Annotated in this window: 21 protein-coding genes; 6 read left to right on the top strand and 15 right to left on the bottom strand. The window is 55.4% G+C overall.

Annotated features, from left to right (window positions below):
- The 4 genes from BM205_RS22465 to BM205_RS22480 all read right to left on the bottom strand — a co-directional run.
- Nucleotides 1-2,924, bottom strand: a 2,924-nt coding sequence (locus BM205_RS22465) for an ESPR-type extended signal peptide-containing protein (RefSeq protein ID WP_256381770.1), incomplete at its 3' end; no start/stop codon positions are given.
- A 125-nt stretch (nt 2,925-3,049) separates the two neighbouring features.
- A complete protein-coding gene (locus tag BM205_RS22470; RefSeq protein ID WP_092417095.1) occupies nt 3,050-3,511 on the bottom strand; it encodes a DUF4019 domain-containing protein in 462 nt (153 codons plus the stop codon).
- A gap of 1,102 nt (nt 3,512-4,613) precedes the next feature.
- Nucleotides 4,614-5,567, bottom strand: a complete 954-nt coding sequence (gene ylqF / locus BM205_RS22475) for a ribosome biogenesis GTPase YlqF (protein WP_092417096.1) — start codon at nt 5,565-5,567, stop codon at nt 4,614-4,616.
- Between the two features lie 165 nt (nt 5,568-5,732).
- Nucleotides 5,733-6,671 carry a histone deacetylase family protein gene (locus tag BM205_RS22480; protein ID WP_092417097.1) on the bottom strand — a complete coding sequence of 313 codons (939 nt, stop codon included), beginning with the start codon at nt 6,669-6,671 and terminating at the stop codon, nt 5,733-5,735.
- Nucleotides 6,672-6,903: 232 nt separating this feature from the next.
- Here BM205_RS22480 and BM205_RS22485 point away from each other — a divergent pair, with 232 nt between their 5' ends.
- The 4 genes from BM205_RS22485 (at nt 6,904) to mltB (ending at nt 12,131) form a co-directional block, all read left to right on the top strand.
- Nucleotides 6,904-7,824 carry an AAA family ATPase gene (locus BM205_RS22485; protein ID WP_092417098.1) on the top strand — a complete coding sequence of 307 codons (921 nt, stop codon included), beginning with the start codon at nt 6,904-6,906 and terminating at the stop codon, nt 7,822-7,824.
- A 37-nt stretch (nt 7,825-7,861) separates the two neighbouring features.
- Entirely contained in the window at nt 7,862-8,863 is a 1,002-nt protein-coding gene (locus BM205_RS22490) for a DUF58 domain-containing protein (protein ID WP_092417131.1), read from the top strand.
- Between the two features lie 71 nt (nt 8,864-8,934).
- On the top strand, nt 8,935-10,989 hold the full coding sequence (locus BM205_RS22495; protein WP_254784014.1) for a transglutaminase TgpA family protein: 2,055 nt from the start codon (nt 8,935-8,937) through the stop codon (nt 10,987-10,989).
- On the top strand, nt 10,980-12,131 hold the full coding sequence (gene mltB, locus BM205_RS22500; RefSeq protein WP_092417100.1) for a lytic murein transglycosylase B: 1,152 nt from the start codon (nt 10,980-10,982) through the stop codon (nt 12,129-12,131). The genes BM205_RS22495 and mltB overlap by 10 nt, the downstream gene beginning before the upstream one ends.
- Nucleotides 12,132-12,133: 2 nt before the next feature.
- On the opposite strand, the gene BM205_RS22505 is transcribed toward mltB, so the two are convergent.
- Nucleotides 12,134-12,670 carry a YaeQ family protein gene (locus BM205_RS22505; protein WP_092417101.1) on the bottom strand — a complete coding sequence of 179 codons (537 nt, stop codon included), beginning with the start codon at nt 12,668-12,670 and terminating at the stop codon, nt 12,134-12,136.
- Between the two features lie 185 nt (nt 12,671-12,855).
- Between BM205_RS22505 and BM205_RS22510 the strand changes: the two genes are divergently transcribed.
- Both BM205_RS22510 and BM205_RS22520 read left to right on the top strand, forming a co-directional pair.
- Nucleotides 12,856-13,428, top strand: coding sequence for a DUF1415 domain-containing protein (locus BM205_RS22510; RefSeq protein ID WP_092417102.1), 573 nt, complete (start codon nt 12,856-12,858; stop codon nt 13,426-13,428).
- 410 nt (nt 13,429-13,838) lie between these two features.
- Nucleotides 13,839-14,171 (top strand): hypothetical protein, encoded by a 333-nt coding sequence (locus tag BM205_RS22520; protein WP_092359910.1) that lies wholly within the window; start codon nt 13,839-13,841, stop codon nt 14,169-14,171.
- A gap of 46 nt (nt 14,172-14,217) precedes the next feature.
- Here BM205_RS22520 and cysM read toward each other — a convergent pair whose 3' ends face one another.
- From cysM to BM205_RS22570, 10 genes are all read right to left on the bottom strand, one after another.
- A complete protein-coding gene (gene cysM, locus BM205_RS22525; RefSeq protein ID WP_092417104.1) occupies nt 14,218-15,120 on the bottom strand; it encodes a cysteine synthase CysM in 903 nt (300 codons plus the stop codon).
- Nucleotides 15,121-15,321: 201 nt separating this feature from the next.
- Entirely contained in the window at nt 15,322-15,681 is a 360-nt protein-coding gene (locus BM205_RS22530) for a ComEA family DNA-binding protein (protein WP_092417105.1), read from the bottom strand.
- A gap of 155 nt (nt 15,682-15,836) precedes the next feature.
- A complete protein-coding gene (gene rfaE1, locus BM205_RS22535; protein ID WP_092417106.1) occupies nt 15,837-16,778 on the bottom strand; it encodes a D-glycero-beta-D-manno-heptose-7-phosphate kinase in 942 nt (313 codons plus the stop codon).
- Between the two features lie 4 nt (nt 16,779-16,782).
- The gene (locus BM205_RS22540; protein ID WP_092417107.1) at nt 16,783-18,165 is read right to left on the bottom strand and encodes a UDP-glucose dehydrogenase family protein; all 1,383 of its coding nucleotides are present in this window, start codon (nt 18,163-18,165) and stop codon (nt 16,783-16,785) included.
- Between the two features lie 52 nt (nt 18,166-18,217).
- Nucleotides 18,218-19,393, bottom strand: a complete 1,176-nt coding sequence (gene lapB / locus BM205_RS22545) for a lipopolysaccharide assembly protein LapB (protein ID WP_092417108.1) — start codon at nt 19,391-19,393, stop codon at nt 18,218-18,220.
- A 100-nt stretch (nt 19,394-19,493) separates the two neighbouring features.
- Complete coding sequence (locus BM205_RS22550) at nt 19,494-19,808, bottom strand: LapA family protein (protein WP_092359916.1); 315 nt, start codon at nt 19,806-19,808, stop codon at nt 19,494-19,496.
- Between the two features lie 234 nt (nt 19,809-20,042).
- The gene (locus BM205_RS22555; protein WP_092359917.1) at nt 20,043-20,348 is read right to left on the bottom strand and encodes an integration host factor subunit beta; all 306 of its coding nucleotides are present in this window, start codon (nt 20,346-20,348) and stop codon (nt 20,043-20,045) included.
- Nucleotides 20,349-20,376: 28 nt separating this feature from the next.
- Nucleotides 20,377-22,092, bottom strand: a complete 1,716-nt coding sequence (gene rpsA / locus BM205_RS22560) for a 30S ribosomal protein S1 (protein ID WP_092359918.1) — start codon at nt 22,090-22,092, stop codon at nt 20,377-20,379.
- Nucleotides 22,093-22,305: 213 nt separating this feature from the next.
- Nucleotides 22,306-22,992, bottom strand: a complete 687-nt coding sequence (gene cmk, locus BM205_RS22565) for a (d)CMP kinase (protein ID WP_092417109.1) — start codon at nt 22,990-22,992, stop codon at nt 22,306-22,308.
- 60 nt (nt 22,993-23,052) lie between these two features.
- Nucleotides 23,053-26,568: a DEAD/DEAH box helicase gene (locus BM205_RS22570; protein WP_092417110.1), complete on the bottom strand. Its 3,516-nt coding sequence runs from the start codon at nt 26,566-26,568 to the stop codon at nt 23,053-23,055.
- Nucleotides 26,569-26,583 lie beyond the last annotated feature (15 nt).

A 26,583-nucleotide genomic window follows, 5' to 3' on the forward strand; every position in this document is an offset into this window, starting at 1 on the left:
CCAGTCGACAGCGAAGTCACGTTGCTATTGGTGGAACTAAGACCCGTCGAAGTCGAAGTCGACAACGAAGTCACATTGCTATTGGTCGAGCTCAGGCCAGTCGACAACGAAGTCACGTTACTGTTGGTGGAACTGAGGCCCGTCGAAGTCGAAGTCGACAACGAGGTCACGTTGCTGTTGGTCGAGCTCAAGCCTGTCGACAACGAAGTGACGTTGCTATTGGTGGAACTGAGACCCGTCGAAGTCGAAGTGGACAGCGATGTCACATTGCTGTTCGCCGAGCTGAGGCCGGTTGACAGCGAAGTGACATTGCTATTTGTGGAACTCAATCCCGTCGACAGGGACGTGATTCCGGTCGACAGCGAAGCAACGTTGCTATTGGTCGACGACAGACCGGTCGATAGCGACGTCACGTTACTGTTGGTGGATGACAGGCCCGTCGAAATCGAAGTTGACAATGAAGTCACATTGCTATTCGTGGAACTCAGGCCAGTCGACAACGAAGTGACGTTGCTGTTGGTGGAGCTCAAGCCGGTCGACAGCGAAGTCACGTTACTGTTGGTCGAGCTCAGTCCAGTCGACAACGAAGTCACATTGCTGTTGGTCGAGCTTAGGCCTGTCGACAACGAAGTCACGTTACTGTTGGTCGAGCTCAGTCCGGCCGACAACGAGGTCACGTTGCTGTTGGTCGAGCTCAGTCCGGCCGACAACGAGGTCACGTTGCTGTTGGTGGAACTGAGACCCGTCGAAGTCGAAGTCGACAATGAAGTCACATTGCTGTTGGTCGAGCTTAGGCCGGTCGACAACGAAGTGACGTTACTGTTGGTCGAGCTCAGGCCAGTCGACAACGAAGTCACATTGCTGTTGGTGGAACTGAGACCCGTCGAAGTTGAAGTCGACAGCGAAGTCACATTGCTGTTGGTGGAGCTCAAGCCGGTTGACAGCGAACTCACATTGCTATTGGTCGAGCTCAAGCCGGTTGACAGCGAACTCACATTGCTATTGGTCGAGCTCAGGCCGGTCGACAACGAGGTCACATTGCTGTTGGTGGAGCTCAGGCCAGTCGACAGCGAAGTCACGTTGCTATTGGTCGAACTTAGGCCGGTCGACAACGAGGTCACATTGCTATTGGTTGACGACAGACCGGTCGACAGCGAAGTCACGTTACTGTTGGTCGAGCTCAGGCCTGTCGACAACGAAGTGACGTTGCTGTTGGCGGAACTGAGACCCGTCGAAGTCGAAGTCGACAGCGAAGTCACATTGCTGTTGGTCGAGCTCAGGCCGGTGGACAAAGATGCTTCCACCACTCTTGACGTACTGAGACCCGTCGAAGTCGAAGTCGACAGCGAAGTCACATTGCTGTTGGTCGAGCTCAGGCCGGTGGACAAAGATGCTTCCACCACTCTTGACGTACTGAGACCCGTCGAAGTCGAAGTCGACAGCGAAGTCACATTGCTGTTGGTGGAGCTCAAGCCAGTCGACAACGAAGTCACGTTACTGTTGGTCGAGCTCAGGCCAGTCGACAACGAAGTCACGTTACTGTTCGTCGAGCTCAGGCCGGTCGACAGTGAAGTGACGTTGCTATTGGTCGATGACAGGCCAGTGGACAGCGATGTCACATTGCTGTTCGTCGAGCTCAAGCCAGTCGACAACGAAGTCACGCTGCTATTGGTGGAACTCAGACCAGTCGACAGCGAAGATGCAACCGTTGACAGCTGAGCTACATTGACCGCGTCCGTCAAATTGATACCAGCCGCCACACCAGTAACGGTACGGCTGCCGACATTGACTTCGCCTAAGGAGTTCTGCGCTCCGGTCAGACCATAGGCGGTATAACCGGTTTGTGCCCCCACCGTTGTGGTGGAACCATAACCCAGTGCCACACTGTTAGCGAAAGTCGCATTCGCATTTGAACCTATAGCTATGGACTGGGCGCCGCTGGCACTTGCACCAGGCAGAGTGCCAGTGCCGATACCGTTGCCGCCGCCAATGGCAATCGATTGAGCGCCAGCAGCGCTTGATCGTTGTCCGACTGCGATCGCCTGGGCACCGGCTGCATTTGAGCCACCATTGGTAGATCCATTCCCACCAGCGATGGCAACTGCCGATACACCACTCGCATTGGCATCGTTACCCAGAGCAAATGCGCCTGCCGCACTAGCTTTTGCCCCCGAACCAAAAGCAGTTGCGCTATTAGCGGATGCGCTCGAGTTATTACCGATAGCGATGGCATAGGCGACTGAGGCAGTCGCCCCGCTGCCGATCGCCACGGTGGACGTATCGCTAGCCTTGGCACCGGTTCCGAGTGCGGTTGAATTTCCCCCACTTGCATTTGCGCCGTTACCAAATGCGCTATCTTGTGCGCCGCTAGCACTTGCGTATGTACCTATCGCGGTCGTATTCGCGTTACTAGCAATCGCGTTGTTACCTATCGCGGTCGCATTCGAGCCACTGGCAATAGCTACGTTACCCATCGCGGTTGCGTTCCCGCCACTTGCACTTGCGCCGTTACCAAATGCGCTATCTTGTGCACCACTGGCATTCGCATTGTTACCTATTGCGGTCGCATTCGCGCCACTGGCAATTGCTAAGTTTCCCATCGCGATTGCGTTGGCGCCATTGGCATTGGCGTTGTAGCCTATCGCGACCGCGTTAGTGCCGTTGGCTGTGGCCCGGCCTGTACCGTTCGTACTACCGGCGCCAATGGCAATACCGGTAGTACTTGCAACACCATAACCAGTTTGATTGCCCGTATATCCAGCGTGCGCAGCCGGCGACATCAATACCGCAGCCCCCAGCATCGCCGCAGCCACCGCTACCCCCACTTTCGAGCTGCTGCGCTTGCCACGGGCGGCAGTATTCTCAGAGACAGCTACCCAGGTACCAAGTGCTTCACTGTAGACGGTGCGATAAATTTTATTCATGACTGGCTCTATGCAAAAGGTGGTACGGCTTACGGCACGGGATCAGACTGATCGCGCAAGCGAGACCACATGAAATACAAAAATTTGGGATATCTGAAGGCAGCGCGGCTTATGCCGGCAAGGCGCTATTTGGCGGCAGCCTCTATGGGACCGTACTGGTAGCCAACCGGCACCCAGCGTTCGTCCTGCCAGACCAGCGCAACCTTTTCCCAGGCACGCGCTTTGGCGTAACCCGACACAAAAGTGACGCTGACAAACTCGCCGCGCGGCAAGTCGGGGTGATCGATCTGGTGTTCCATCGCCTGCCAGACACGCGCGTCAAGAGAGCGGCCTAGTTGCGTATGCATGTCGCCGATGTAGCCGATCCAGGTGTTCCGGTCTGACTGGCTTTTCATCAAGGTGGAGCTCTGCTCCCACATCTGCCCTGCCTGATCGGTATCGGCCAATGTCAGCCATTGACGCGCGACGCTTATGGCAGCGTCTGCGGATTGGGCCATCGCACTTGCCGAAAGCGACATGCTCACGACAAATAGCAAGATCAGTTTGACCAGCCCTTTGAATGAAACCATCTGATGCAACTTATCCATCTTTTCCCCCGAAAATTTGCCGCTTCCCTGACCAAAGAGCACTCAGCTTCATCGCATCAAAGATGGAAGGCTCAAGTGATTTGGCCACTTGCCTCAAATCTCGACTGAAAAATTAGGAGCTCAGATAAATTGCCTTGCTGGCGGATTTTGGTACCGCTCTTGTCATATTTTAAAGTTCACAATATTGAATTTTAAGTAACATTTAATGACATCTTAAATTCTTCTTACTGATCGTTTTGTTACACAAATGTCACCAGACCATCGCCAGCACCTGGTGGTACCAGCCATACGCTTAGGCAAGAATGGCGGCATTTCATTTTGCACAACATGCTTTTGCGTCTGAGCGCTTAATTAATTGCCCATCGCTGCAATTTGAACGTCAATAAATGTCCAAAATCCATATTTTACAAAACGAGGCAAATGTTAATTTCAATTAGCATTTATGTCATTAAAATAAGTTCCCCGAAGTCGCCAATAAACAACGAAAAAATTTATATATGACGGCTTACTTCCTTAAAATAAATTGTGATTTCTCACCATTTTTCATAACAAATATGCCGAAAACCCTTATAAAAATTAGCAATTCTTAGTTATATACAATATTTATATCAAAAGAAAAAAATTTTCAATCCAAAAAAATAACAGGTCACAATTGTTCACATATCGATAGTGAAAACCCTCTAAAACAAAATAAATATCCAGAGTGTTTCTGCATGGAAATGATAAATATGTCTCTTGAAATTAATGTCACGACAATCAATAAAATTTTCAGCCGACAAATTGACAATCACAATCGCGATTACCCAATTCAATGCATAAATAACATTTTATATAGCCGTAATTGCAAGACATGAAATGGCGTGCGATAGCCCTTTTCAGCCGATGGATGGTAAGGATGCGCGGCAATCCTGAGCATATGGAGAGGCTTGAGGAGTGGTTCCGGTTATTTCATTACCGGATGTAGTGATGTAGATAGAAATGTAAAATTCATTGTCAATGCAACCATGCGATAGGCACTCTGATATAGCCCCCAAATTCCCCCACGCAATAAAAAACCCGCAGCGACATGGTCGTTGCGGGTTGATTGCGGAGCTGAAGCAGCTTATCTCGTACTGTCCTGATTATCTTGATCGTCGCTTTCCGCCTCTGCCTTAGCCTCTGCCTTAGCCTCGGCCAGACGCTGCGCTATTTCTTCCTGGTGACGTGCCAGCAATGCGGCCCGGGTCTGTGGGGTTTCCAGGCTAATGCGACCAAGCGCGCCGGTACGATAGTCTTGCAGCAAGGTGTGCGCGGCCTTCTCCAGATCAAGATCGCCGCCCTTGAGGCGAAAACCACGACGCAGCGCCACACCTTCAATCACGCTAACGCCATCGATACCTTCTGTCTTGATGCCATAACGTGCAGCCAGCAAAGGTGCATAGCGAATCAGCAACTCGTCGGCCAGGAACGTGGCGACTTCTTCCTCGATCAGCGCGTTGGTGCCGATGGCGTGGCTGGCAGCCAGCATCAGGCCGTCGCTCGGGTGGGCGATCTTCGGCCATAACATGCCGGGAGTGTCGATCAACACCATGTTGTTACCCAGGTACAGGCGTTGCTGAACCTTGGTCACAGCCGGCTCATCACCTACCGCCGCCACGCGGCGCTTCAGCAAGGCGTTCATCAGCGTCGATTTGCCGACGTTGGGGATCCCCATGATCATCATGCGCAATGGCTTCAACGGCGTGCCGCGGTGCGGCGCCAGCTTCAGGCACAAACCCGGGATCTTGGCGACATCCGAAGGTTTCTTGCAGCTCAGCGCCACCGCATGAACGTTTTTCTGGCTGTTGTAATAGGCAAGCCAGGCCTGCGTGACAGCAGGATCGGCCAGATCGCTCTTATTGAGGATTTTCAGGCAAGGACGCTGGCGAAACACGCGCAGCTGTTCGATCATCGGATTGCAACTGGCTTGCGGCAAACGGCCGTCGAGCACTTCGATCACAAGATCGACCTTCTCCATAGCTTCCGCCGCCTTCTTGCGGGCGGCGTTCATGTGACCTGGGAACCATTGTATGGACATGCGTTGTCTTGTCTGGCTAAAATAAACCGCTATTGTACGGACTTATTTCGGTTCTACCTCGGGTTCTACCTTATCCTTGACGGCGTTCGCTATATGGCAGAGGGTGGCCGCCAGCGGTTTGCCCAGCCCTTTTCGCCTCTCGCCGGCGGGTCTGCGGCGATACATTTATTCGAGGTCGGCCAATACTTTCATATGGGCAACCACACTTCGCCCTAGCGCCGACAGGTTGTAGCCGCCCTCCAGGCAACTGACGATACGGCCCTGAGCATGCTGCGCGGCGACTTGCATGATTTGCCGGGTCAGCCAGGTATAGTCGGCCTCGACCAGCCCCATCTGCGCCATATCGTCTTCTCTGTGCGCATCAAAGCCGGCAGAAACAAAAATCATTTGCGGGCGGTGCGCTTCCAGCGCCGGCAGCCATTGCTCCGTCACCAATTGCCGCACCACGCTGCCATCGCTATACGCTGACACGGGGATATTGAGCGCATGACTCCCCTCCGGCTCGGTACCGCTGAACGGATAAAACGGGTGCTGGAAAAAACTCACCATCAACACGCGCGGATCGTGCGCAAAAATCTGTTCGGTGCCATTGCCATGATGGACATCGAAATCGACAATCGCTACCCGCTCCAAGCCGTGTACCTCAAGCGCGTGACGAGCCGCCAGTGCAACGTTATTGAACAGGCAAAATCCCATGGGAGTATGTGCGGTGGCGTGATGCCCGGGCGGACGTACCGCACAAAACGCGTTGTCGATGTCGCCCGCGATGACCGCGTCAGTCGCGGCCAATGCAGCGCCTGCGGCACGCAATGCAGCTTGCCAGCTATGCGCATTGACTGACGTGTCGGGGTCCAGCGGATAGATGCCTGCGGTGCCGGCCAGAGCCAGGCTATGCTCCCGTACCCTGGCGATCATGGCGGTACTATGTACCCGCGCCAGGTCATCCTCGAGCGCCAGAGGCGCGGTGCGGTGATCCAGCAACTGGTCGATACGGCTGGCAATCAGCTGGTCTTCGATCGCCTGTAGCCGCGCCGGCGATTCCGGATGCCCTGGGCCCATGTCGTGCAGCTTGCAGTCAGGGTGAGTATAGAAAGCAGTAGTCAATTGATCTCGCCAAAGGTCATGCTGAAAATGATGCCGCAATATGCCTAGTGTACCCAAGAAACGGAAGAAAAATGAGTTGATGCACATACTTCGTCCTGATCCATGGCGGGAAATCAGGGTGGCCTTAAGAAAAACGCCATAATTCTTTAAAGGAACTAGGTTAACTCCTGGGAAGTTTGTATGATTCTCTCTCCCGACTCTCTCCACCATGCTGCCCTTACCAGACAAACCCATGTTCGCAAAAATCCACGCAGTAGCACAGCAAGTCGGTCAGATCGTCGTCGGCAAGGATCATCAGATCCGTCAAGCGTTGGTGTGCCTGCTGGCGGGCGGCCATCTCCTGATTGAGGATGTGCCGGGTGTCGGCAAAACCACCTTGGCGCATGCCTTGGCCATTTCCTTGGGGCTGCGCTTCAATCGCCTGCAATTTACCAGCGATCTGCTGCCTGCCGACGTGGTGGGCATTTCGGTTTTCGACCGCGAGAAAAGCAGTTTTGTGTTTCACCCGGGGCCGGTGTTCACCCAGGTGCTGCTGGCCGATGAAATCAATCGGGCCACGCCCAAGACTCAATCGGCGTTGCTGGAAGCGATGGAGGAACGCCAGGTCACCGCGGAAGGTTTCACGCGCGACCTGCCGGAGCCGTTCTTCGTTATCGCGACCCAGAACCCAGCCCATCAGGTTGGCACCTTCGCCTTGCCTGAGTCGCAACTGGATCGTTTCCTGATGTGCTTGTCGCTGGGCTATCCGGACGCCGCTGCCGAACGTGCGTTATTGATGGGGGAAGATCGCCGCACCTTGCTGAAATCCATCGCCCCGGTGATGCAAGCCGCGGAACTGATCGAAGCCAGGCAAGCCTTGAAGCAGATCCATACCTCGACCTCATTGATCGATTACATACAGGCGTTGGCCCACGCTTCGCGCCAAAATGGCCTGTTTGCGGAAGGCATGAGCCCACGCGCTGCAATCGCGCTGCTGCAGGCGGCCCGGGCCTGGGCTGCCATGGAAGGCCGCAACCATGTCGTCCCCGAGGATGTCCAGGCGGTATTGGTGCCGGTGACAGCGCATCGCCTGCGCCCGCTGAAAGCGCACGCCGGCAGTACTCTCGGCGCGCGCGACATGGTGCTGCAGCTGATGAAGTCGGTTGCGGTTTAAAACCATCTTGCTTCGCTATCAGTCTGCGATCACCACTATGCTGACCTCTCTGCGCAAACGATTCCGGGATTGGCTGGATCGGTCCTTGTTCCAGCTACGCGATGCCGAACCGGGGGAGGTCTTTCTCAACCAGCGACGGGTATTCATCGTGCCGAGCCGGCCTGGGCTGGCTTTTGCCGTCATGCTGGTATTGCTGTTCTTGTGTTCCATCAATTACAACCTGAGTCTTGGCTTTGGCTTGACCTTCCTGCTGGCTGCCTGTGCTGTCATCGACATGCACCTGACTTTCCGTAACCTGGCCTATTTGCATCTGACTGCCGGCAAGGTAGCGGCGGTATTTGCCGGCGAAGATGCGCTGTTCGAGCTGCATCTGGCGAACCGGCGCAAACATACCCGTTATGCCATCTGGCTTGGTTTCGTCGGACGTGGCTTGCCTGCCATGGAACGGGCGACCGATGTTCCCGCCCATAGCACCAGCCACCTGACGCTGGCGACCACCACCACCCGTCGCGGCTGGCAGCCGGCGCCCAGGATACGTTTGCAAACGCGCTTTCCGCTTGGCTTGCTGCGCGCCTGGAGTTACTGGCAACCGGACAGCAGGGCCCTGGTCTACCCGCAGCCGGAAGCATCGACATCCGCCTCGCCGCTGCCGCTGGCGCCAATCGAAAGAAGCGATGGCAACGGCGTCGCAGGGCATCAGGATTTTGCAGGGATCCGGACCTATCAAAGCGGCGACTCGCTCAAGCACCTGGCCTGGCGCCAAATCGCCAGGCTGGATACCGATCTCGATCCCAAGCTGATCACCAAGCAGTTTGAAGGCGGCGCAGTCAGCGATTTATCGATTGATTTTGATGCACTGCCTTACGACATGGCGCTCGAAGACAAACTCTCGCGCATGACACGGTGGATACTGGAAGCGGAAGCGCGCCAGCTGCCGTATGCGTTCCGCCTCGGTGACAACGTCCATGCCGCAGCGCTGGGGCCGGCCCATCAGCGCGCCTGCCTGCGCGCGCTGGCGCTGTATCAAGGTGCGCCATGAGCAACCATCCGATCCAACAGCTCAGGGCCGAGATTGAGAGCAAACCGCTGTTCCGCATCTCGAGCACGTATATGCATACACTGCCACGCGACAAGAGCGACACTTTGCTGCTGCTCGGCGCCTGCGCCATGGTGCTGCTGCCGCATTTTTTGCATCTGTCCTGGTGGACCTCGCTGATCTGCGGCGGACTGCTGCTGTGGCGCGCCTGGATCACCGTGCGCGGCCAGCGCCTGCCGCCGCTATGGCTGTTGCTGCCGCTGGCGGCGCTCACCATGGCCGGGATCTATATCGACTTCCGCACGTTGCTCGGACGCGATGCCGGAGTAGCCATGCTGGCGTTATTGCTGACATTTAAATTACTGGAAATGCGTGCCCGGCGGGATCTGTTCGTAGTGCTGCTGTTGAGTTTCTTTTTGCTGCTTACCGGCTTTTTCTATTCGCAATCCATACTGTCCTTGCTGTGGATGATGGCGACCCTGGTACTGATCTTGACGGTACAGCTGTCGTTTCAATATACCGGCCTGGTGCCGCCACTCAAACAGCGGCTGCGCCTGGGTGCCTTGGTATTGGCCATGGCGTTGCCGCTGACGCTGATTCTGTTTTTGCTGTTTCCGCGAATCCAGGGGCCATTGTGGGGCATGCCGGGCGATGCCCACGGTGGCCGCACAGGCTTGTCGGATAGCATGGCGCCCGGGAATATCGCACAACTGGCTTTATCCGATGAGATTGCGTTCCGCGTCAAATTCATCGATGCGGCGCCCGCTCCTGCCAGGTTGTACTGGCGTGGCGCAGTGTTGAATAATTTCGACGGCCGCACCTGGACTCAGGGACAGGCAAGCCGTCCTGCAGTCGATACAGTGCCTCATATTCAGGTCGCGTCTAACCTTGATTCCGACCTCAATCCCAACTCGGCAACTGCAGTGCGCCAGCAAATCACAATGGAAGCGAATGGCCAGCGCTGGCTGTTCGCACTGGAAACGCCGCAACTGGCGCCTACGCTGGAGGGCATTGCGGTAAGGCTGACGGCAGACCATCAAATTCGCGCAGCACGCGCGATCAACGAACGAGTACGCTACGATGTCACCTCGAATCTCAAACCCGCGCCATCAGATCAGATATCGGCCAGCAGCCTGCAACAGGCGCTGGCATTGCCGAATGACTTCAATCCGCGCACTCAGGAATTTGCGGCTGACTTGCGTAAAAAATGGCCCGACGACGCTGCGCTTGTGAGCGCAGTGCTGAGTTTCTTTCGACATGAAAAATTCAGCTACACGCTGGAACCGCCGCTGCTGGGCCGGGATAGCGTCGACGATTTTCTGTTTTCCAGCCGTGCCGGCTTTTGCGAGCATTATGCCAGCTCCTTTGTGGTGTTGATGCGCGCTGCAGGGATCCCCGCGCGCGTGGTGACCGGTTACCAGGGCGGTGAAACCAATCCGGTCGATGGCATGATGACTGTGCGTCAGTCCGACGCCCATGCCTGGGCTGAAGTCTGGTTGCCGCCACGCGGCTGGGTAAGGGTCGACCCGACAGCAGCGGTGGCGCCGAGCCGGATTGAAACCCAGCTCAGCAACGTGTTGCCGCGCTCTTTCTTTGGCAACCTGCTAGGTGGCGCTGCCGGCCAGGCCAACTGGTGGTCCGGCTTGAACGACGCGACCGCCCTGCTCCGCGCCAATTGGGAAGCGCTGGGCAACGGCTGGAACCAATGGGTTTTGAACTACACGCCGGCACGGCAAATGGGCCTGCTGCGCTGGCTTGGATTTGACGGGTTCGACTGGCGCAGCCTGATCATCCTGATGCTGGCCATCGGCACGGTGGCGGTCGGCAGCGTCACCTTGCCTTTGCTGCTAGCGCGAAACAAGAGCAACCCGCTCGATACTGTATACTCTTCGCTGTGCGCACAGATGGCGCGGCGTGGCATGGCGCGCAACAAGCATGAGGGGCCGGGCACTTACGGTCGCCGGCTGTGCGCAAGCAACTCGCCACTAACGCCACCTGTCAAAATAGCGGTCCAGCGCTTCCTGGCATTGTACGAGGCCCTGCAATACGGCGCCGACTACGGCCCTGCCAATAAGCCACCGGCGCCTTTAATGGCACAACTAAAATTACTGCTCTCCCAATGTCGATGAAATCAACTCCAGGTCTCCACACTGTCGCCCAACTTTGCGCTATCGCACTGACGATCTCAACCAGTCCCAATCTTCTGGCGCAGCAAAGCACCGCCGGCAAGACAGCTTCGGCAAAAAGCCAGGCACAGGCACAGGTACAGGTACGGAAAGCCAGCAGCAATGCCGACGATGGCGAATTCGCCAATTTCGCCGACTGGAAAGAGGTCTCCGCTTTCATCGATCAGATGGTCGAAAAAAATGGCTTCGACCGCGCCGAACTGGTCACCATGTTTAACAAGGTGCGCTATATCGACAGCGCTATCCAATTGATGAAACCGGCGCCGGCGAGCAAACCGAAAAACTGGGCAGCCTACCGCGCCCGTTTCGTCGAACCGGTGCGGATCCAGGCCGGCGTCGATTTCTGGAATACCTATGCCGACGCCCTGAGTCGCGCGGAAGCGCAATATGGCGTTCCGGCGGAAATCATCGTCGGCATCATCGGCGTGGAAACCGTGTACGGCCGCAATGTCGGGAGTTTCAGGGTGATGGATGCCATCACCACGCTGGCATTCGACTATCCGAATACGCCTACGCGCGAGGCGCGGATGCGGTTTTTCCGCGGCGAGCTGGAAAATACCCTGCTGTACGCCAGGGAAACGGGCATCGATCCATTTACCTTGTTAGGCTCATACGCCGGCGCCATCGGCTGGCCGCAGTTCATGCCGAGCAGCATACGCCAGTACGGCGTGGATTTTGACGGCAAGGGAAAAATCGATTTGCGCAATTCGCCGATCGATGCGATCGGCAGCGTGGCCCACTACCTGGCAGAGCACGGCTGGAAAACCGGCATGCCGATCGTCTTTCCGGCGACGCTTTCAACCGACACCAGCTCCGAAAACCGCTGGCAGGTATTTATCGGCCAGGGCCTGGAAGCCAAATATTCGCTGGATGAATTAACTGCCGCTGGCGTAGTGCCCGGCGTAGTGCCTCCGGCTGACATGCGATTCGGCCTGGTCGACTTGCAAAATGGCCAGGGACCGACCGAATACTGGCTAGGCACCGATAATTTCTACGCCATCACACAATACAACCGCAGTTTCTTTTATGCGATGTCGGTGGTGGATCTGGGTCGTGCGGTACGCGTGGCGCGTGACAACAATTAACATCAGGGATTGCTGACGCTAAGCTCCACTTCCACGGTCTGGTCGCCGGCGGTCAGCCAGATCTGCGCATCCTGGATCGTGCATTGCAGCTGCATGTTGCGTTGGGCGAAGCTGGTCAAGGCCTCGCTGCTTGCCGCGGCAATATTGATGACGGTCAGGTTGCGGGCGCGTGCCACTTTGCTGCTGATCTGATTCCACCAGATATGGCTGGTACTGCTGTAGCTGTACACCACCACCTGCGCCGCCCGTCCACAAGCCTTGAGAATGCGCTTTTCATCGGGCTGGCCGACTTCTATCCAGAGATCGATCGCACCGGTCAAATCCTTGGCCCACAAATCGGGCTCATCGGCATCCGACAAGCCTTTACCAAATACCAGAGCAGCCGATGCGTGACGGGCGAAAGCCAGCAAACGCACCATCATGCGTTCGTCAGTTTCCGAAGGATGACGCGCCAATGTCAGCGCGTGTTCCTGATAATAATGACGATCCATATCGGCAATTTGCAGATCGGCTTTGAAAATAGTTGCTTTAAGGGCCATAACGCCTATTGTTATATATAAGTTGAATCAAACCCGGTGTGAAGCGATCACGGGATCGGAAGAATAACCCGATTTGCGCCGGATGGAGCACGAATAGAGTACATATATGCGCGCCGGCAGGCTTGTTGCCGTCAGGTTCGCCCCTATATTTGTCTTAACACCTTGTAAATACTGATACTCATCCAATGAATACTGCTGCATCAACAACACTAGCGCCATTCTCCAGCGAAGTAATCGCTCACACCAAGTTGTGGCTGGAGCGCGCCGTGATCGGACTCAATCTTTGTCCCTTCGCCAAGGCGGTGTTTATAAAGGACCAGATTCGCTACGTCGTCAGCGCAGCGCAGACGCCGGAAGAATTGTTGGCGGACCTGATGAAGGAACTGGAATTTCTGCACCAGGCGGATCCGGAGGTGGTCGATACCACTTTGCTGATACACCCTGATGCACTTCGCGACTTTTTGGACTACAACGATTTTCTTGATGTCGCCGATGCGGCCGTCGACGAGCTTGAGCTGGATGGAGAAATCCAGGTTGCCAGTTTTCATCCCGACTATCAATTCGCGGGCACCGACGTGGACGACATCAGCAACTATACGAATCGCGCGCCCTATCCGACTTTGCATCTTTTACGCGAAATTAGCGTCGAACGTGCAGTCAATGCGTTCCCGGATGCATCCGAGATATTCAGCAAGAATATGCAAACCTTGCATCAATTGGGTTTAGATGGCTGGCAGAAAGTATTGAGGGAGGGATAGACAAAAACAAATTTTATTGGTATTTTAATAACGTTAAAATGTTGTAAAACCGATGTTCCTTGCATTTTTTACGGAAAGTTACTAAATAGTAATAGACATCGTAACAAGAAAATTTTAAATTGAGCTTGTGCAACTTATTTGTATATTTGGTCACTAAACAAAGGTAGGTTGTTTGTTACCAAAATAATATACAACATGCTGTGCAATGTACTTAGCGGTATCAGCTGTACCATGAAGAAAAAGATAGGGAGTTTCTTTATGACAAATATGTGCTCAAAATCAGTATAAAATACGGCAATCTTATAAGGCTGCCAATAAAACTGGGAGGTGCACTTGGTAATAGTTCGGTACATATTGCACAAACACTTCCCATATATCAACTAGGATAACGGAATCAATTGATTATGACTATGAATACTACCCCAGACGCACCAACCAGCAACAAGCTCGACGAGCAGGTGACCTATGACCCAAATCACCTGCTGGATTCATTGATCGACAAGTTGCATTTGAAAAATGATGCGGCACTTTCACGCTCGCTAGAAGTAGCACCACCGGTCATCAGTAAAATTCGCCATCGCCGCTTGCCGGTTGGTGCATCGCTGCTGATCCGTATGCACGAAGTCAGCGATCTGACGATTCGTGAGTTGCGTGCCTTGATGGGCGATCGTCGCGAAAAATTCCGTATCAGCGACAAGCAATTCAAGCCAAAGAGCAAGATCGAAGCCGAAAAGCTGAAGTAATCAGCATGTCGGCAACGTCCGAAACTCCTGCCTGAAGCAGTTCGCTTCAGGCAGGGAAAACGCCTGTAGATAAATAACGATCGCCGCGATCGCACACGACAAAAACAATCGTCGCGTTTTCTACTTGCTGCGAAATCCTGAGTGCCACTTCGCAGGCACCGCCTGTCGATATCCCACAGAAAATCCCCTCTTCACTTGCCAGTCTGCGCGCCATATGTTCGGATGCGGCCTGACTGACCGACTCAATCTGGTCTACTCTGGAATGCTCGTATATCTTTGGCAGATAAGCTTCCGGCCACTTTCTGATGCCTGGAATTTGTGAACCTTCTTCCGGCTGTGCACCGATAATGCGGATCGCCTGATTCTGTTCCTTCAGATAGGTGGAAACACCCATGATGGTCCCGGTGGTCCCCATCGCGCTCACAAAATGGGTGATGCGTCCTTCGGTATCGCGCCAGAGCTCGGGACCGGTGGTTTCATAATGCGCCAGCGGATTATCCGGATTCGCAAACTGGTCGAGGATCAGCCCTTCGCCGTCTTTCTGCATTTTTTCTGCCAGGTCGCGCGCATATTCCATGCCTCCGGTCTTGGGGGTGAGAATGATCTTGGCGCCATATGCAGCCATGCTTTGACGCCGCTCCTCACTCAGGTTTTCCGGCATCAGCAACACCATCTTGTAGCCGCGCATGGCAGCTACCATCGCCAGGGCAATGCCGGTGTTGCCGCTGGTTGCCTCAATCAGGGTATCGCCCGGTTTGATCTGGCCGCGCGCTTCGGCATGCTTGATCATCGACAATGCCGGCCGGTCTTTCACCGATCCGGCTGGATTGTTGCCTTCCATCTTGGCCAGGATAACGTTATTGCGTTGTTCGGCATCGCTGCCGGGGATACGTTTGAGTTGTACCAGAGGCGTGTTGCCGATTGTGTCTTCGATAGTCAGATAAGGCATAGTGTGTGCAGGCGTCTTGGGCAAAGAACCCATTTTAATATGAGACTTTGTTACGCGTATGAAAGCCTGACAAACCGGGCAAAATAGTGCCCGGCAAGCGCACAAGCAGTCTTGAAAAGAAAAGGCCCCGAAATACGGACGGGGCAAGCAGGCGCTTCATGGCTTATTTGCCTGGATTTGAAGCGGTAGCTTCCGGGACACCTACTTGGCTGCCGGCTTGGCCGTAATCTTGGCAGGTGCAGTGGCGGGGGTAGTGGCAGATGCGGTGGCAGGTACTGTTGCGGCCTCTCCACCCGCCTTCGGCTTACCGTTCACCAGCAAGCCGGCCTGTGATAACTTGACCGACTTCTTGTCGCCAATGCCTGGCACGCGGCTTTCAAAATCGGCCCAGTCCTTGAAGTTACCACCTTTGCCGCGCTCGTCGACAATGCGTTTAGCGGTAGCGGAACCGATGCCCTTTACGCTGTCCAGGGCGCTCAGATCGCCCTTGTTGACATCGACCTGAGCAAAACTGGTGGTGGCCATCAACAGGCCGGCTATCAGCAATAATTTTTTCAGCATTTCGTCTTTCTCCCATGAATGTATTGGTGATTCAAATGATCAATCAGACGCGAAAACGTCCAATTAATTATAATCACCGACACGTGGAAAATTGACTTTTACACCACAAACAAGACTTGACTTAGCCAAGAGCGGCACGTCCCAATAATGAAATGCTACCCGAGCAACTCTTCGCGGCTGACGGTTGCCGTACCGAGTTTGCCGACCACGATGCCGCCGGCACGGTTCGCCAGCGCAACGGCGTCGGCAATCGGCAATCCTGCTCCCAGCATCACTGCCAGGGTGGCAATCACGGTATCGCCAGCGCCGGAGACGTCATATACCTCGCGCGCCATGGCAGGAAAATGGCGAATTTCCTTCGCGGTATATAAGCTCATTCCTTCTTCCGAGCGCGTCAACAGCAACGCCTCGAGTTGCAGCGATTCACGCAAGTTTTGCGCTTTGAGCGTCAACTCTTCCTCGCTCTTCCAGTTGCCGACAATGTGCTTCATCTCCGATTTATTCGGCGTCAGGACAGTTGCCCCCACATAGCGCGAGAAATCGTCGCCCTTGGGATCGACCAGAATGCACTTGCCGGCTTGCCTGGCGGCAGCGATCATTTCGGCGACGTTGACCAGGCTGCCTTTGGCGTAATCGGAAAGCACCACTACCGGATATTGCGGCAGCAAAGTATTGAAACGGGTCAGCTTGTCGCGCAATACGGCATCGGTCGGCGCTTCCTCGAAGTCGATGCGCAGCAATTGCTGCTGGCGGCCTATCACGCGCAATTTGATGATGGTCGAGATGGCCGGATCGCGAGTCAGGAAACTGCTGACGCCCATTTCTGCCAGCATGCTGTCGACGGTATCGCCAGCTTCGTCTTGACCTACCACCCCCAACAAGCCGGAGCTGCCGCCCAAAGTGGCGATATTGCGCGCGACGTTGGCTGCGCCGCCGAGGCGTTCCTCACGTTTTTCGACCCGTACGATCGGCACCGGCGCCTCTGGCGAAATCCTGCTTACTTCGCCGAACCAGTAACGGTCCAGCATGACATCGCCAACCACCAGGATATGTACGCTTTCAAAGGAAGCGGGCACTTTATAGGCAGATGTGCTCATGTTCTTACCCTCGCGCCAGCACCGAACGGCCGATGCCGTAATACTCGAAGCCCAGTTCGCCCATTACCTCGGGTTCATACAAGTTACGGCCGTCGAACACGACCGGCGCCTTGAGCAGCGTTTTTACCTGTTCGAAGTCAGGGCTGCGGAAGGTCTTCCACTCCGTCACGATGACCAGGGCGTCGGCATTGTGCAAAGCATCGGTCTGGTTGTCGCAAAAGCGGATACGCTCGAAGGCCCCAGGCGTCGCGGCAAGATCCAGCGCCAATACCCGCTTGGCCTCGGCCATAGCTACCGGATCATGTACCGCCACGGTAGCGCCGCGCGCAAGCAGTTCACCCAACAGCACGCGCGATGAAGCTTCGCGCATGTCGTCGGTATTCGGCTTGAACGCCAAACCCCACAAAGCAAAATGCTTGCCGCTCAGGTCCGCGCCAAAACGCTCGCTGATCTTTTGTCCCAGCACGTGTTTCTGGTTGTTATTGACTTGTTCTACCGCGCGCAGGATATGCAATTCCTGGCCATACGCGCGCGCGGTGCGTTCCAGTGCCTGCACATCCTTGGGGAAACAGGAACCGCCATAGCCGCAACCGGCATACAGGAAGCTATAGCCGATGCGTGGATCGGAACCGATGCCATGGCGCACGGCTTCGATGTCGGCGCCGACCTTATCGGCCAGGTTGGCTAGTTCATTCATGAATGAGATGCGGGTCGCCAGCATCGCATTCGCTGCGTATTTGGTGAATTCGGCGGAGCGTACATCCATCCAGAAAGTACGTTCGTGATTGCGATTGAACGGCAGGTACAGCTGCTTCATCAGCGCTTGCGCCTGCTGGCCTGCGGCGCTTTCGTCGCAGCCGATGACGATGCGGTCAGGCCGCATGAAATCTTCGACAGCGGCGCCTTCTTTCAGGAATTCCGGATTGGAAACGACTGAGAACTGCAGCGCCTCGCCGCTCAGCTTGCGTGTGTCCAGTTCGGCCTGGATCGCTGCGCCCACCTTGTCTGCGGTCCCTACCGGCACCGTCGACTTGTCGACAATAACCTTGAAGCCGGTCATGTATTTGCCGATGTTGCGGGCTGCGGCCACCACGTATTGCAGGTCGGCGGAACCGTCTTCATCGGGCGGCGTGCCCACCGCAATAAACTGCACCTGGCCATGCGCCACGCTGGCCGCAATGTCGGTGGAGAAATGCAAACGTCCGGCAGCACGATTACGGCCGACGATTTCAGCCAGGCCCGGTTCATGGATCGGAATGCCGCCGCTATTGAGCAAGTCAATCTTGCGTTGATCCAGATCCAAGCAAAATACATCGTTGCCCAATTCGGCCAGGCAAGCACCCGTGACCAAACCGACATAACCGGTACCGATAATAGTAATTTTCATGTTATTCCGTGAATGCGCTACGCTGCCCGCTGTAGGTGTCGGGCCAGCAGGATTAATTCATTACGTTCAATTCTTCAGTACGGCGCGGCGGATAGGTTTCCCATCGGCTGCACCCCGGGCATTGCCAGTAGAACTGACGTGCCTTGAAACCACAGTGACTGCATTGGTAACGCGCCAGCTTCTGGGTATAGCCATGCACCAGGTTCTTGACTATCGACAGCTCGGTATGCATTTCCGGCGTGATTTTCATCAAGCGTGCTTCCAGCAGCTTATCCAGGCCAAGCAAGGTCGGCGTACGCCGCAGTTCATCGCTCACCAGCTGATTGGTGGCCTCCACGCCATCCAGTTCCAGCACCGCCTTGAACACCACTTCCAGCAGATCGATGGAAGATGCTTCCGCAAGATAGGAGCGCAGCAAGCTGACGCCTTCATGCGGCCGTCCGACAGCACGATAGCCATCCATCAAGCGCTGGGCCACCAGCGCCACGTGCGGCACGCTTTGCTGCTCGACCCGGCGCCAGGCGTGCAATGCCGCTTCAACGTCGCCTTGAGCCAAATGGACGTCGCCCAGCAACATGGTGGCGCGCACGCTGTTGCGATCGTTTTTCAGCGCTTTTTCCAGCAGAGACATGGCGGCTTCGGGGTGACCGTCCACCAATTCATCCTGCGCCAGTTCACAATAAAACTGCGCAATTTCCTTTTGCCGTCCGCCAGCACCGGATTGCTGCAGAGCCTGTGCCGCCTCAATCGCGCGCAGCCATTCTTTTTCGCGCTGATAGATTTCGAGCAGAGCACGGCCCGCTTGCGCTCCATATTGACTGCCGGCGAGCAGGTTAAAGCTCTCTTCAGCGCGATCCAGCAACCCGGCTTTCAGGTAATCCTGGCCCAGTTCATACTGCGCATGCAGGCGATGCTCTTGCGCCAGATCGGGGCGTGCCAGCAAGTTTTGGTGCACCCGGATTGCGCGCTCGGTTTCGCCGCGGCGGCGGAACAGGTTGCCTAGTGCGAAATGCAGCTCGGCGGTTTCCGGATCGAGCTTGACGATTTCGATGAATGCATCGATAGCCTTGTCCGGCTGTTCGTTAAGCAGAAAATTCAGACCCTTGAAATACCCACGGGGCAAACTGCGCGACTCGGATATCAGTTGATTGATATCGACCCGTGCGGCGATCCAGCCTAATCCAAAAAAGACCGGGATACCGAGTAACCACCAAATTTCAAATTCCATACGGGCTGTGCTTTATGCGTGACCTGAATTTCAGGTGTGGATTGCCGGCAAGCTGCCGCTGCTGAATGCAGCGATGCAGCAAATTAAATACCTAGCGGCATTATATATTCTTGATGCTGTCCGGTTGCGGTGCTTGCGACTCTGCCAGCCGTTGTGCTTCTTGTTCTTTTTGCAGGGAGGTCAGTGCTTTTTTTGTTTTTGAGGCATTGCGGCGGTGACGGAATACCGATGGCGCCATCGCCAGTACGCCAAGGATCGCACCAAAGACAAAGAAGCCCAGCAGGAACAGTACCAGCGGCCCTTGCATCGTCGTGCCAGGGAAAAACTGGAGATCGACGTTGCCTTTGTTTTGCAAGGCGAATCCAAAAAATACAACGAAGAGCAAGATCGAAAGAATTCGGGAAATGATTTTCATGATGCCTTTCCGTTTGATTGGGTAATAGCCGGTAGTAGCGGGTAGTAAGCGCGCTGCTCGAATGTGCAATTGGCCGGATAAAATCTTGCCATATTTACAAATTCACTACTAATACACAAACAATATAACTTTAAATGATGCGAAATTGTACGTGAAAAAAAACGGCATCCGAAGATGCCGTTTCGATTTGCTCGCGCGTTAACACTAACTAAGCACTAACTCAGCAACCACAACTCAGTCCTCTTGAATCGGTTGCCCGACCATCGCGTCGACCCGTTCGCGCAATTCCTTGCCTGGCTTGAAATGCGGCACCCGTTTTTCGGGCACCATCACTTTGTCGCCGGACTTGGGATTACGTCCGATCCGCGGTGGCCGCCGATTCAGCGCAAAACTGCCGAACCCGCGAATCTCGATACGCTGGCCGGTCGCCAAGGCGTCCGTCATTGCATCGAGTATCGTTTTCACCGCGTAATCCGCATCCTTAGCTACCAGTTGCGGATAACGCTCGGCCAAGCGGGCAATCAGCTCCGACTTTGTCATTAGCTTGACTCGCTCAGTTAATTGTTACTTAGTTCTTGCTGTTATCGAGCTTTGCCTTCAACAGTGCACCCAGGCTGGTTGTGCCGGAAGCAGCATTGGAGTCCGAAGACAGCTTTTGCATTGCTTCCTGGGTTTCAACATTGTCTTTCGCCTTGATCGACAGCTGGATGCTGCGAGCCTTGCGATCGATGTTGATGACCATGGTTTCAACAGTGTCGCCAACCTTCAGGTGGGTACCGGCATCTTCCACGCGATCGCGGGAGATTTCGGATGCACGCAGGTAGCCTTCGACTTCTTCCGACAACTGGATCACTGCGCCCTTAGGCTCAACCGACTTGACCGTACCGGAAACCAGTGCGCCCTTGTCGTTCATTGCAGCGAAGTTGTTGAATGGATCGCCTTCCAGTTGCTTGACGCCCAGGGAAACGCGCTCACGCTCAACGTCGATTGCCAGAACGATGGCTTCCAGCTCGTCACCCTTCTTGAAGCGACGAACGGCTTCTTCGCCGGTTTCAGTCCAGGACAGATCCGACAGATGCACCAGACCGTCGATGTTACCGGCCAGGCCGATGAACACGCCGAAGTCGGTGATCGATTTGATCGCGCCCTTAACTTTGTCGCCCTTTTTGTGGGTAACAGCGAAATCGTCCCAAGGATTAGCCTTGCATTGCTTCATGCCCAGGCTGATACGGCGACGGTCTTCGTCGATTTCCAGAACCATGACTTCAACTTCATCGCCCAATTGAACGACTTTGTTTGGCGCCACGTTCTTGTTGGTCCAATCCATTTCGGAAACGTGGACCAAACCTTCGATACCTTGTTCGACTTCAACAAATGCGCCGTAGTCGGTGAGGTTGGTGACTTTACCGAACAGACGGGTGCTTTGCGGGTAACGACGTGACAGACCGGTCCAAGGATCGTCGCCCAGTTGCTTGACGCCCAGGGAAACGCGATTCTTTTCTTGATCGTACTTCAGAACCTTGGCAGTGATCTCTTGACCGACTGTCAACACTTCCGATGGGTGACGCACACGACGCCATGCCAGATCGGTGATGTGCAACAGGCCGTCGATGCCGCCCAGATCCACGAATGCGCCATAGTCGGTGATGTTCTTGACGACGCCGGTAACGATGGTGCCTTCTTTCAGGGTTTCCATCAGCTTTTGGCGCTCTTCGCCCATCGAAGCTTCGATAACCGCACGACGCGACAACACAACGTTGTTACGCTTGCGATCGAGCTTGATGACCTTGAATTCCATGGTCTTGCCTTCGAACGGCGTAGTGTCCTTGACCGGACGGGTGTCGACCAGCGAACCCGGCAGGAAGGCACGGATGCCGTTGGTCAGAACGGTCAGGCCGCCCTTGACCTTGCCATTGACAGTACCGGTAACGATCTCGCCGGACTCCATCGCTTTTTCCAGCGAGAGCCACGATGCCAGACGCTTGGCCTTGTCGCGCGACAGGATTGTGTCGCCGAAACCGTTTTCCAGCGATTCGATAGCGACGGAGATGAAATCGCCGACAGCTACTTCGAGCTCGCCGTTGTCATTTTTAAATTCTTCAATTGGAATGAAGGCTTCCGACTTGAGGCCAGCGTTGACGATAACGAAGTTATGGTCAAGGCGAACGACTTCAGCAGAAATCACTTCACCAGAACGCATGTCTTGACGTGACAGCGATTCTTCAAACAGCGCGGCGAATTCATTTGCGCCGGCAGATGCAGGGGACAGAACGGTGATTGACATAGTTTTGACTAGTTTGACAGTATTGCCGTCTTATCTACGTAATGTACTAATGTACGTAACGTACCAACTCCTAAGATGCGGTCAATATTGGGTTAGGTTTTTCAACGTCCGGCCAAACTTTGCGTCAGGCCGAACACCAAGGTGCTGCAAAAAAACAACGTATTTCTTGATGGTTTGAGATAAAACACCTCATTTACCACCCTCTCATACTGCTCATTCAGACTGCGTATGCAGTGCCTTCGCAGCGGCGTACCAGCTGAGTACTTGCTCAACCGCCTGATCGACAGTCATTGCAGAAGTATCCAGCAAATACGCCCCTTCCGCGGCTTTCAACGGTGCCGAGCTGCGGTTGCTATCGCGCGCATCACGCTCCGTCAAATCCTTTGAGAGGTCTTCCATATTAGCAGAAAAACCCTTGTCAATCAATTGCTTATAGCGTCGCTGGGCCCTGGCTTCAACGCTGGCGGTCAAAAACACCTTCAAACCGGCATGCGGGAAAATCACGGTGCCCATGTCGCGGCCATCGGCGACCAGCCCGGGATGTTGCCTAAAACTTAATTGCAGACCAAACAAGGCTTGCCTGACTGTTGGTATCGCAGCAATTTTCGAGGCCAGATTTCCGACTTCTTCCGCACGGATATCATTCGACACATCTTCATTCGCCAGGAAAATGTGGGCGCCGTTGAAATGGCAATGCAAATGCTCGGCGGCCTTGGCCAAGGCATGTTCGTCGTCCAGCGGTGTAGCGCGCCGCATCACGGACAAGGCAGTCAGGCGATACAAGGCGCCGGAATCGAGGTAATGAAACCCCAGGTGCTGCGCAACCCTTTGTGCCACCGTGCCTTTACCGGATGCCGTTGGGCCATCGATCGTGATGACAGGAATGTAAGAATTAGGCATAGGGGTACTCGATGGTTATTATTAATTTAATGAAATTATTGCCGGCATAAAATACAGGGATCACTCGGACAAAGGTGCAAAAATTGCCTGTAGATCGTCTTGCGTCAATCCGACATTCTGGGTTTCACCTTCCGGAGAAAGCATTGCCTGTGCCAGATCGGCTTTTTTCTGCTGCAGCAGCTGGATACTTTCCTCTACCGTACCCTTGGCAATCAACTTGTAGACAAATACCGGCTTGTCCTGGCCGATGCGCCATGCGCGGTCGGTCGCCTGGCTTTCTGCCGCAGGATTCCACCACGGATCGTAGTGAATCACGGTATCCGCCGCGGTCAGGTTAAGGCCAACGCCGCCGGCCTTCAGGCTGATCAGGAACACCGGCACCTCACCATCTTGAAAGCGGCGCACCGCTTCAGCCCGATCCACGGTGGCGCCAGTCAGTAAGGTATAGCCGATATCGCGCTCTTGCAGTTCGGCGGCTATCAGCGCGAGCATACTGGTAAATTGCGAAAACACCAGGATGCGCCGGTCTTCCTGGCGCAGCTCATCCAGCATTTCCATCAATTCAAGCAGCTTGGCTGAAGGCACTTCAGCTTGCGCCGCCTCGGCTTCAGGCGATTCGGTTTTGAGCAAACGCGGATCGCAGCAAGCCTGGCGCAATTTCAGCAACGCCTCAAGGATAACGATATGGCTGCGCGCTACGCCTTTCTTGGCGACTTCTTCGCGCACCTTCTTATCCATCACCAGACGCACGTTTTCATACAGATCGCGTTGCGCCCCGCTCAGCGTCACTGAACGCAGCATCTCGGTTTTCGGCGGCAACTCCTTGGCTACCTTGTCTTTGGTACGGCGCAGCAGGAAAGGTTTGATACGACGACTTAACAACGCGCGCCGGGCAGCATCGCCCTGCTTTTCGATCGGCTGCCGGAAATCCCGGTTAAAGGATTTTTCATCGCCCAGCAAACCCGGCAGCAGGAAATGAAATTGCGCCCAAAGCTCACCCAGGTGATTTTCCACTGGTGTTCCGGTAAGACAAAGACGATGCCGGGTATTCAGCAACGCCACGCTTTGCGCCACCTTGGAGCGCGGATTCTTGATGTAGTGCGCTTCGTCCAGGATCAACAAATGGAAGGCATGTTCGCGCCAGCGTTCTTCATCCCGTGGCAGCAAGGCATAGGTGGTCAAGACCAGATCGAACTCACCGATCTGGTCGAACTGTTCCAGCCGCTGCTTTCCTTGCAGGACCAGCACCCGCAAATCCGGCGTAAAGCGCGCGGCTTCCTGCTGCCAGTTGTCCATCAGGCTGGTTGGCGCAATCACGAGAGCCGGCGCGGTCAGGCGGCCGCTTTGCTTTTCGATCAGGATATGGGCCAGGGTCTGCACCGTTTTGCCCAAACCCATGTCATCGGCCAGGATGCCGGCCAGATCGTATTCGCGCAAGAACTGCATCCACGCCAATCCTTCCAGCTGATAATCGCGCAATGTCGCTTGCAGCCCGGGCGGCGCGGTAATCTTCTGGATGCCGCCGAAGGTACTGAGTTTCTGTCCCATGCTGCGCAGGCGATCGCCGCCTACCCAGCGCAATTTGGCGCCGGCATCCAGTTCAGCCAGGCGCGCCGCATCGAGTGCAGATAAACGTATCGGAGCGTCCGGCTTTTCCGCGAAATACAGCTCGCCCAAGGTGTTCAGGATCGGCTTGATCCGGCCCCAGGGCATTGCCACATGGACGCCATCCGGCAAGCGCACCAGCAATTCATCCTGGTCGTCACGCTGGGCCAGCGTGCGCGGGTCGAAATCCTGCGGCGCCTGGCGAATCAAATTGACCAGCAACGGCAGCAGCGGCACGCGCTGGTGGTTGACCACGATGCCCAGTTCAAGCTCGAACGGGGTATTGGCGGCCAGGTTACCGGCCGCGTCAGCAGCTTCGTCAACTTCGGCATACCAGTCTTCTACCGCAGCCACATCAAAGCGGTATTCGGCACGCTTGTCGATCAGCCAGCCCTGCGCTGCAAGGCCAGGTAAACTCTCTTTCGCAAAGCGTATCCATGACGACTGGTCCGGCTGCATGAACATGCCTGGCATCATGGCCAGCGGATGTTGCGTGCCTTCGAGAGGCTGCATGCCAAGCGCGATCAACGTCTGTCCGAAGCCGGCTTCGGCATCCTGGTCGCGCACGATCTGCTCGATGCCTGCGGGCGCATTACGGCTCAGCGTTGGTGTGAATCGGGTGGAGACAATTTCGCCGTCATAACGAAAATGCAGTTCGGCAAAATCCTGCATCAGCGGATTGCTGACGCTCGGCAAACTACCAAGGACCAGCAAGGGCTGCGGCGCAATATTCTCGCGAATCGTCTGCGGCACTTGCGGCGGGAACGGAATCACGTCGTTCAAGCCTTGCGTCAGCAATTGCTGAGCAACGGCCAGGCGATCTTTCGGATCGAGCAAAGGTGCTTGTATCACCAGATCGTTAAGCGCCTTGCTGGTGATCCTGGCGTTGCGATGCGAGAGCCGCAGTTCTCCGCATGACAGATTATCGATATACCAGGGTGGCTCGGTCGGCAGCAGGTAATCGACGTTTTTCCGTGACTGTCCGGACGCGGTCCCGGACCCAGGCGCGGACTCTGCCTCTGCTTCAAATTGCCAGCCAAGCTGCCACTTGTCGCGCGCGGCATCGCGGCTATCGTCCACCGCTTCATACCAGGCCAGGCTGGCACAACGCGTGGCGGCAAGCTGCAAAGGATATGCGGTGCCTTTGGCCAGGTCGGCCAGCGAATTGGCCCATAACAAACGCTCCTGCTGCAACAACGAACGCAGCAATTGCGCACCGAGTTTGCCGCTCAGCTCGCAAGCTGCGTGCTGCGCATGGTTGCCGTCATTCTGGGCGACAAACAAACCGATCAAATCACGATCTTCCGGCCCCAGGAATACGGCTGGATCGGATAACAGGCGCGGTACGTCGGTCACTGGCTGCACAGCTGAAAACTGGCCGTTCGGGCGCTGCTGCGCCTTGCATAAATGCAGCGCGGCTTTCTTGCCGTTATAAGCGGCGGACAAGACAAATACCACTTGGTGCGTGGCGACCTTCTGGCGTAATCCGGAAGGCTGCACCGGCGCCGCCCCGACCGCGGCGATTTCATTTTCGACCCGCGCCAGCCAGGCTTCCATCGGACGCGCGAGCGGTGCATGAGCGTTGACTTTGGCATTGGCTTTAGACTCAACGACAGGTCTCGCCGGTATCGCCGGTTGAGTTTGCGGTTGATGTAGCGACGGCTGGCCGGCAGGGAGCGTCAACTGATCTGCGGACGAGCGTTGCAGATATTCAATCAAGGCTGCTGCCACGTGCTTGCAATTGGATCCTACAGGGCAGGAACAGACGCTGTCGATGTCCGGCGAATCGCGAAATACGGACAACGTGATTTCCTGTTGATAGACGTTGCTGCCGCTGCCCTGCACCGTGGCGTTGAGGACGTCGCCGTCCTGCTCCACCGCAAGGACGCGGCGCTGGCGCACGTACTCCTCCCCGCGGTCGTAGGTTTTCTGGTGCAACACGTCGCGCACATCAGCAAGTGTCAAATTCATGCGCGGCTCACTACC

The sequence above is a fragment of the Collimonas sp. OK307 genome, assembly GCF_900113705.1.
Classification (GTDB): domain Bacteria; phylum Pseudomonadota; class Gammaproteobacteria; order Burkholderiales; family Burkholderiaceae_D; genus Collimonas.

Coding starts and splice junctions, on each gene's coding strand:
- mltB (WP_092417100.1), top strand. CDS start 10,980: ATGTCGATGAAATCAACTCCAGGTCTCCACACTGTCGCCCAACTTTGC.
- cysM (WP_092417104.1), bottom strand. CDS start 15,120: ATGCCTTATCTGACTATCGAAGACACAATCGGCAACACGCCTCTGGTA.
- ylqF (WP_092417096.1), bottom strand. CDS start 5,567: ATGTCCATACAATGGTTCCCAGGTCACATGAACGCCGCCCGCAAGAAG.
- cmk (WP_092417109.1), bottom strand. CDS start 22,992: ATGCCTAATTCTTACATTCCTGTCATCACGATCGATGGCCCAACGGCA.
- BM205_RS22530 (WP_092417105.1), bottom strand. CDS start 15,681: ATGCTGAAAAAATTATTGCTGATAGCCGGCCTGTTGATGGCCACCACC.
- BM205_RS22495 (WP_254784014.1), top strand. CDS start 8,935: ATGCATACACTGCCACGCGACAAGAGCGACACTTTGCTGCTGCTCGGC.
- BM205_RS22470 (WP_092417095.1), bottom strand. CDS start 3,511: ATGGATAAGTTGCATCAGATGGTTTCATTCAAAGGGCTGGTCAAACTG.
- lapB (WP_092417108.1), bottom strand. CDS start 19,393: ATGGAATTTGAAATTTGGTGGTTACTCGGTATCCCGGTCTTTTTTGGA.
- rfaE1 (WP_092417106.1), bottom strand. CDS start 16,778: ATGAGCACATCTGCCTATAAAGTGCCCGCTTCCTTTGAAAGCGTACAT.
- BM205_RS22555 (WP_092359917.1), bottom strand. CDS start 20,348: ATGACAAAGTCGGAGCTGATTGCCCGCTTGGCCGAGCGTTATCCGCAA.
- BM205_RS22490 (WP_092417131.1), top strand. CDS start 7,862: ATGCTGACCTCTCTGCGCAAACGATTCCGGGATTGGCTGGATCGGTCC.
- BM205_RS22505 (WP_092417101.1), bottom strand. CDS start 12,670: ATGGCCCTTAAAGCAACTATTTTCAAAGCCGATCTGCAAATTGCCGAT.
- BM205_RS22550 (WP_092359916.1), bottom strand. CDS start 19,808: ATGAAAATCATTTCCCGAATTCTTTCGATCTTGCTCTTCGTTGTATTT.
- BM205_RS22570 (WP_092417110.1), bottom strand. CDS start 26,568: ATGAATTTGACACTTGCTGATGTGCGCGACGTGTTGCACCAGAAAACC.
- BM205_RS22485 (WP_092417098.1), top strand. CDS start 6,904: ATGTTCGCAAAAATCCACGCAGTAGCACAGCAAGTCGGTCAGATCGTC.
- rpsA (WP_092359918.1), bottom strand. CDS start 22,092: ATGTCAATCACCGTTCTGTCCCCTGCATCTGCCGGCGCAAATGAATTC.
- BM205_RS22540 (WP_092417107.1), bottom strand. CDS start 18,165: ATGAAAATTACTATTATCGGTACCGGTTATGTCGGTTTGGTCACGGGT.
- BM205_RS22510 (WP_092417102.1), top strand. CDS start 12,856: ATGAATACTGCTGCATCAACAACACTAGCGCCATTCTCCAGCGAAGTA.
- BM205_RS22520 (WP_092359910.1), top strand. CDS start 13,839: ATGAATACTACCCCAGACGCACCAACCAGCAACAAGCTCGACGAGCAG.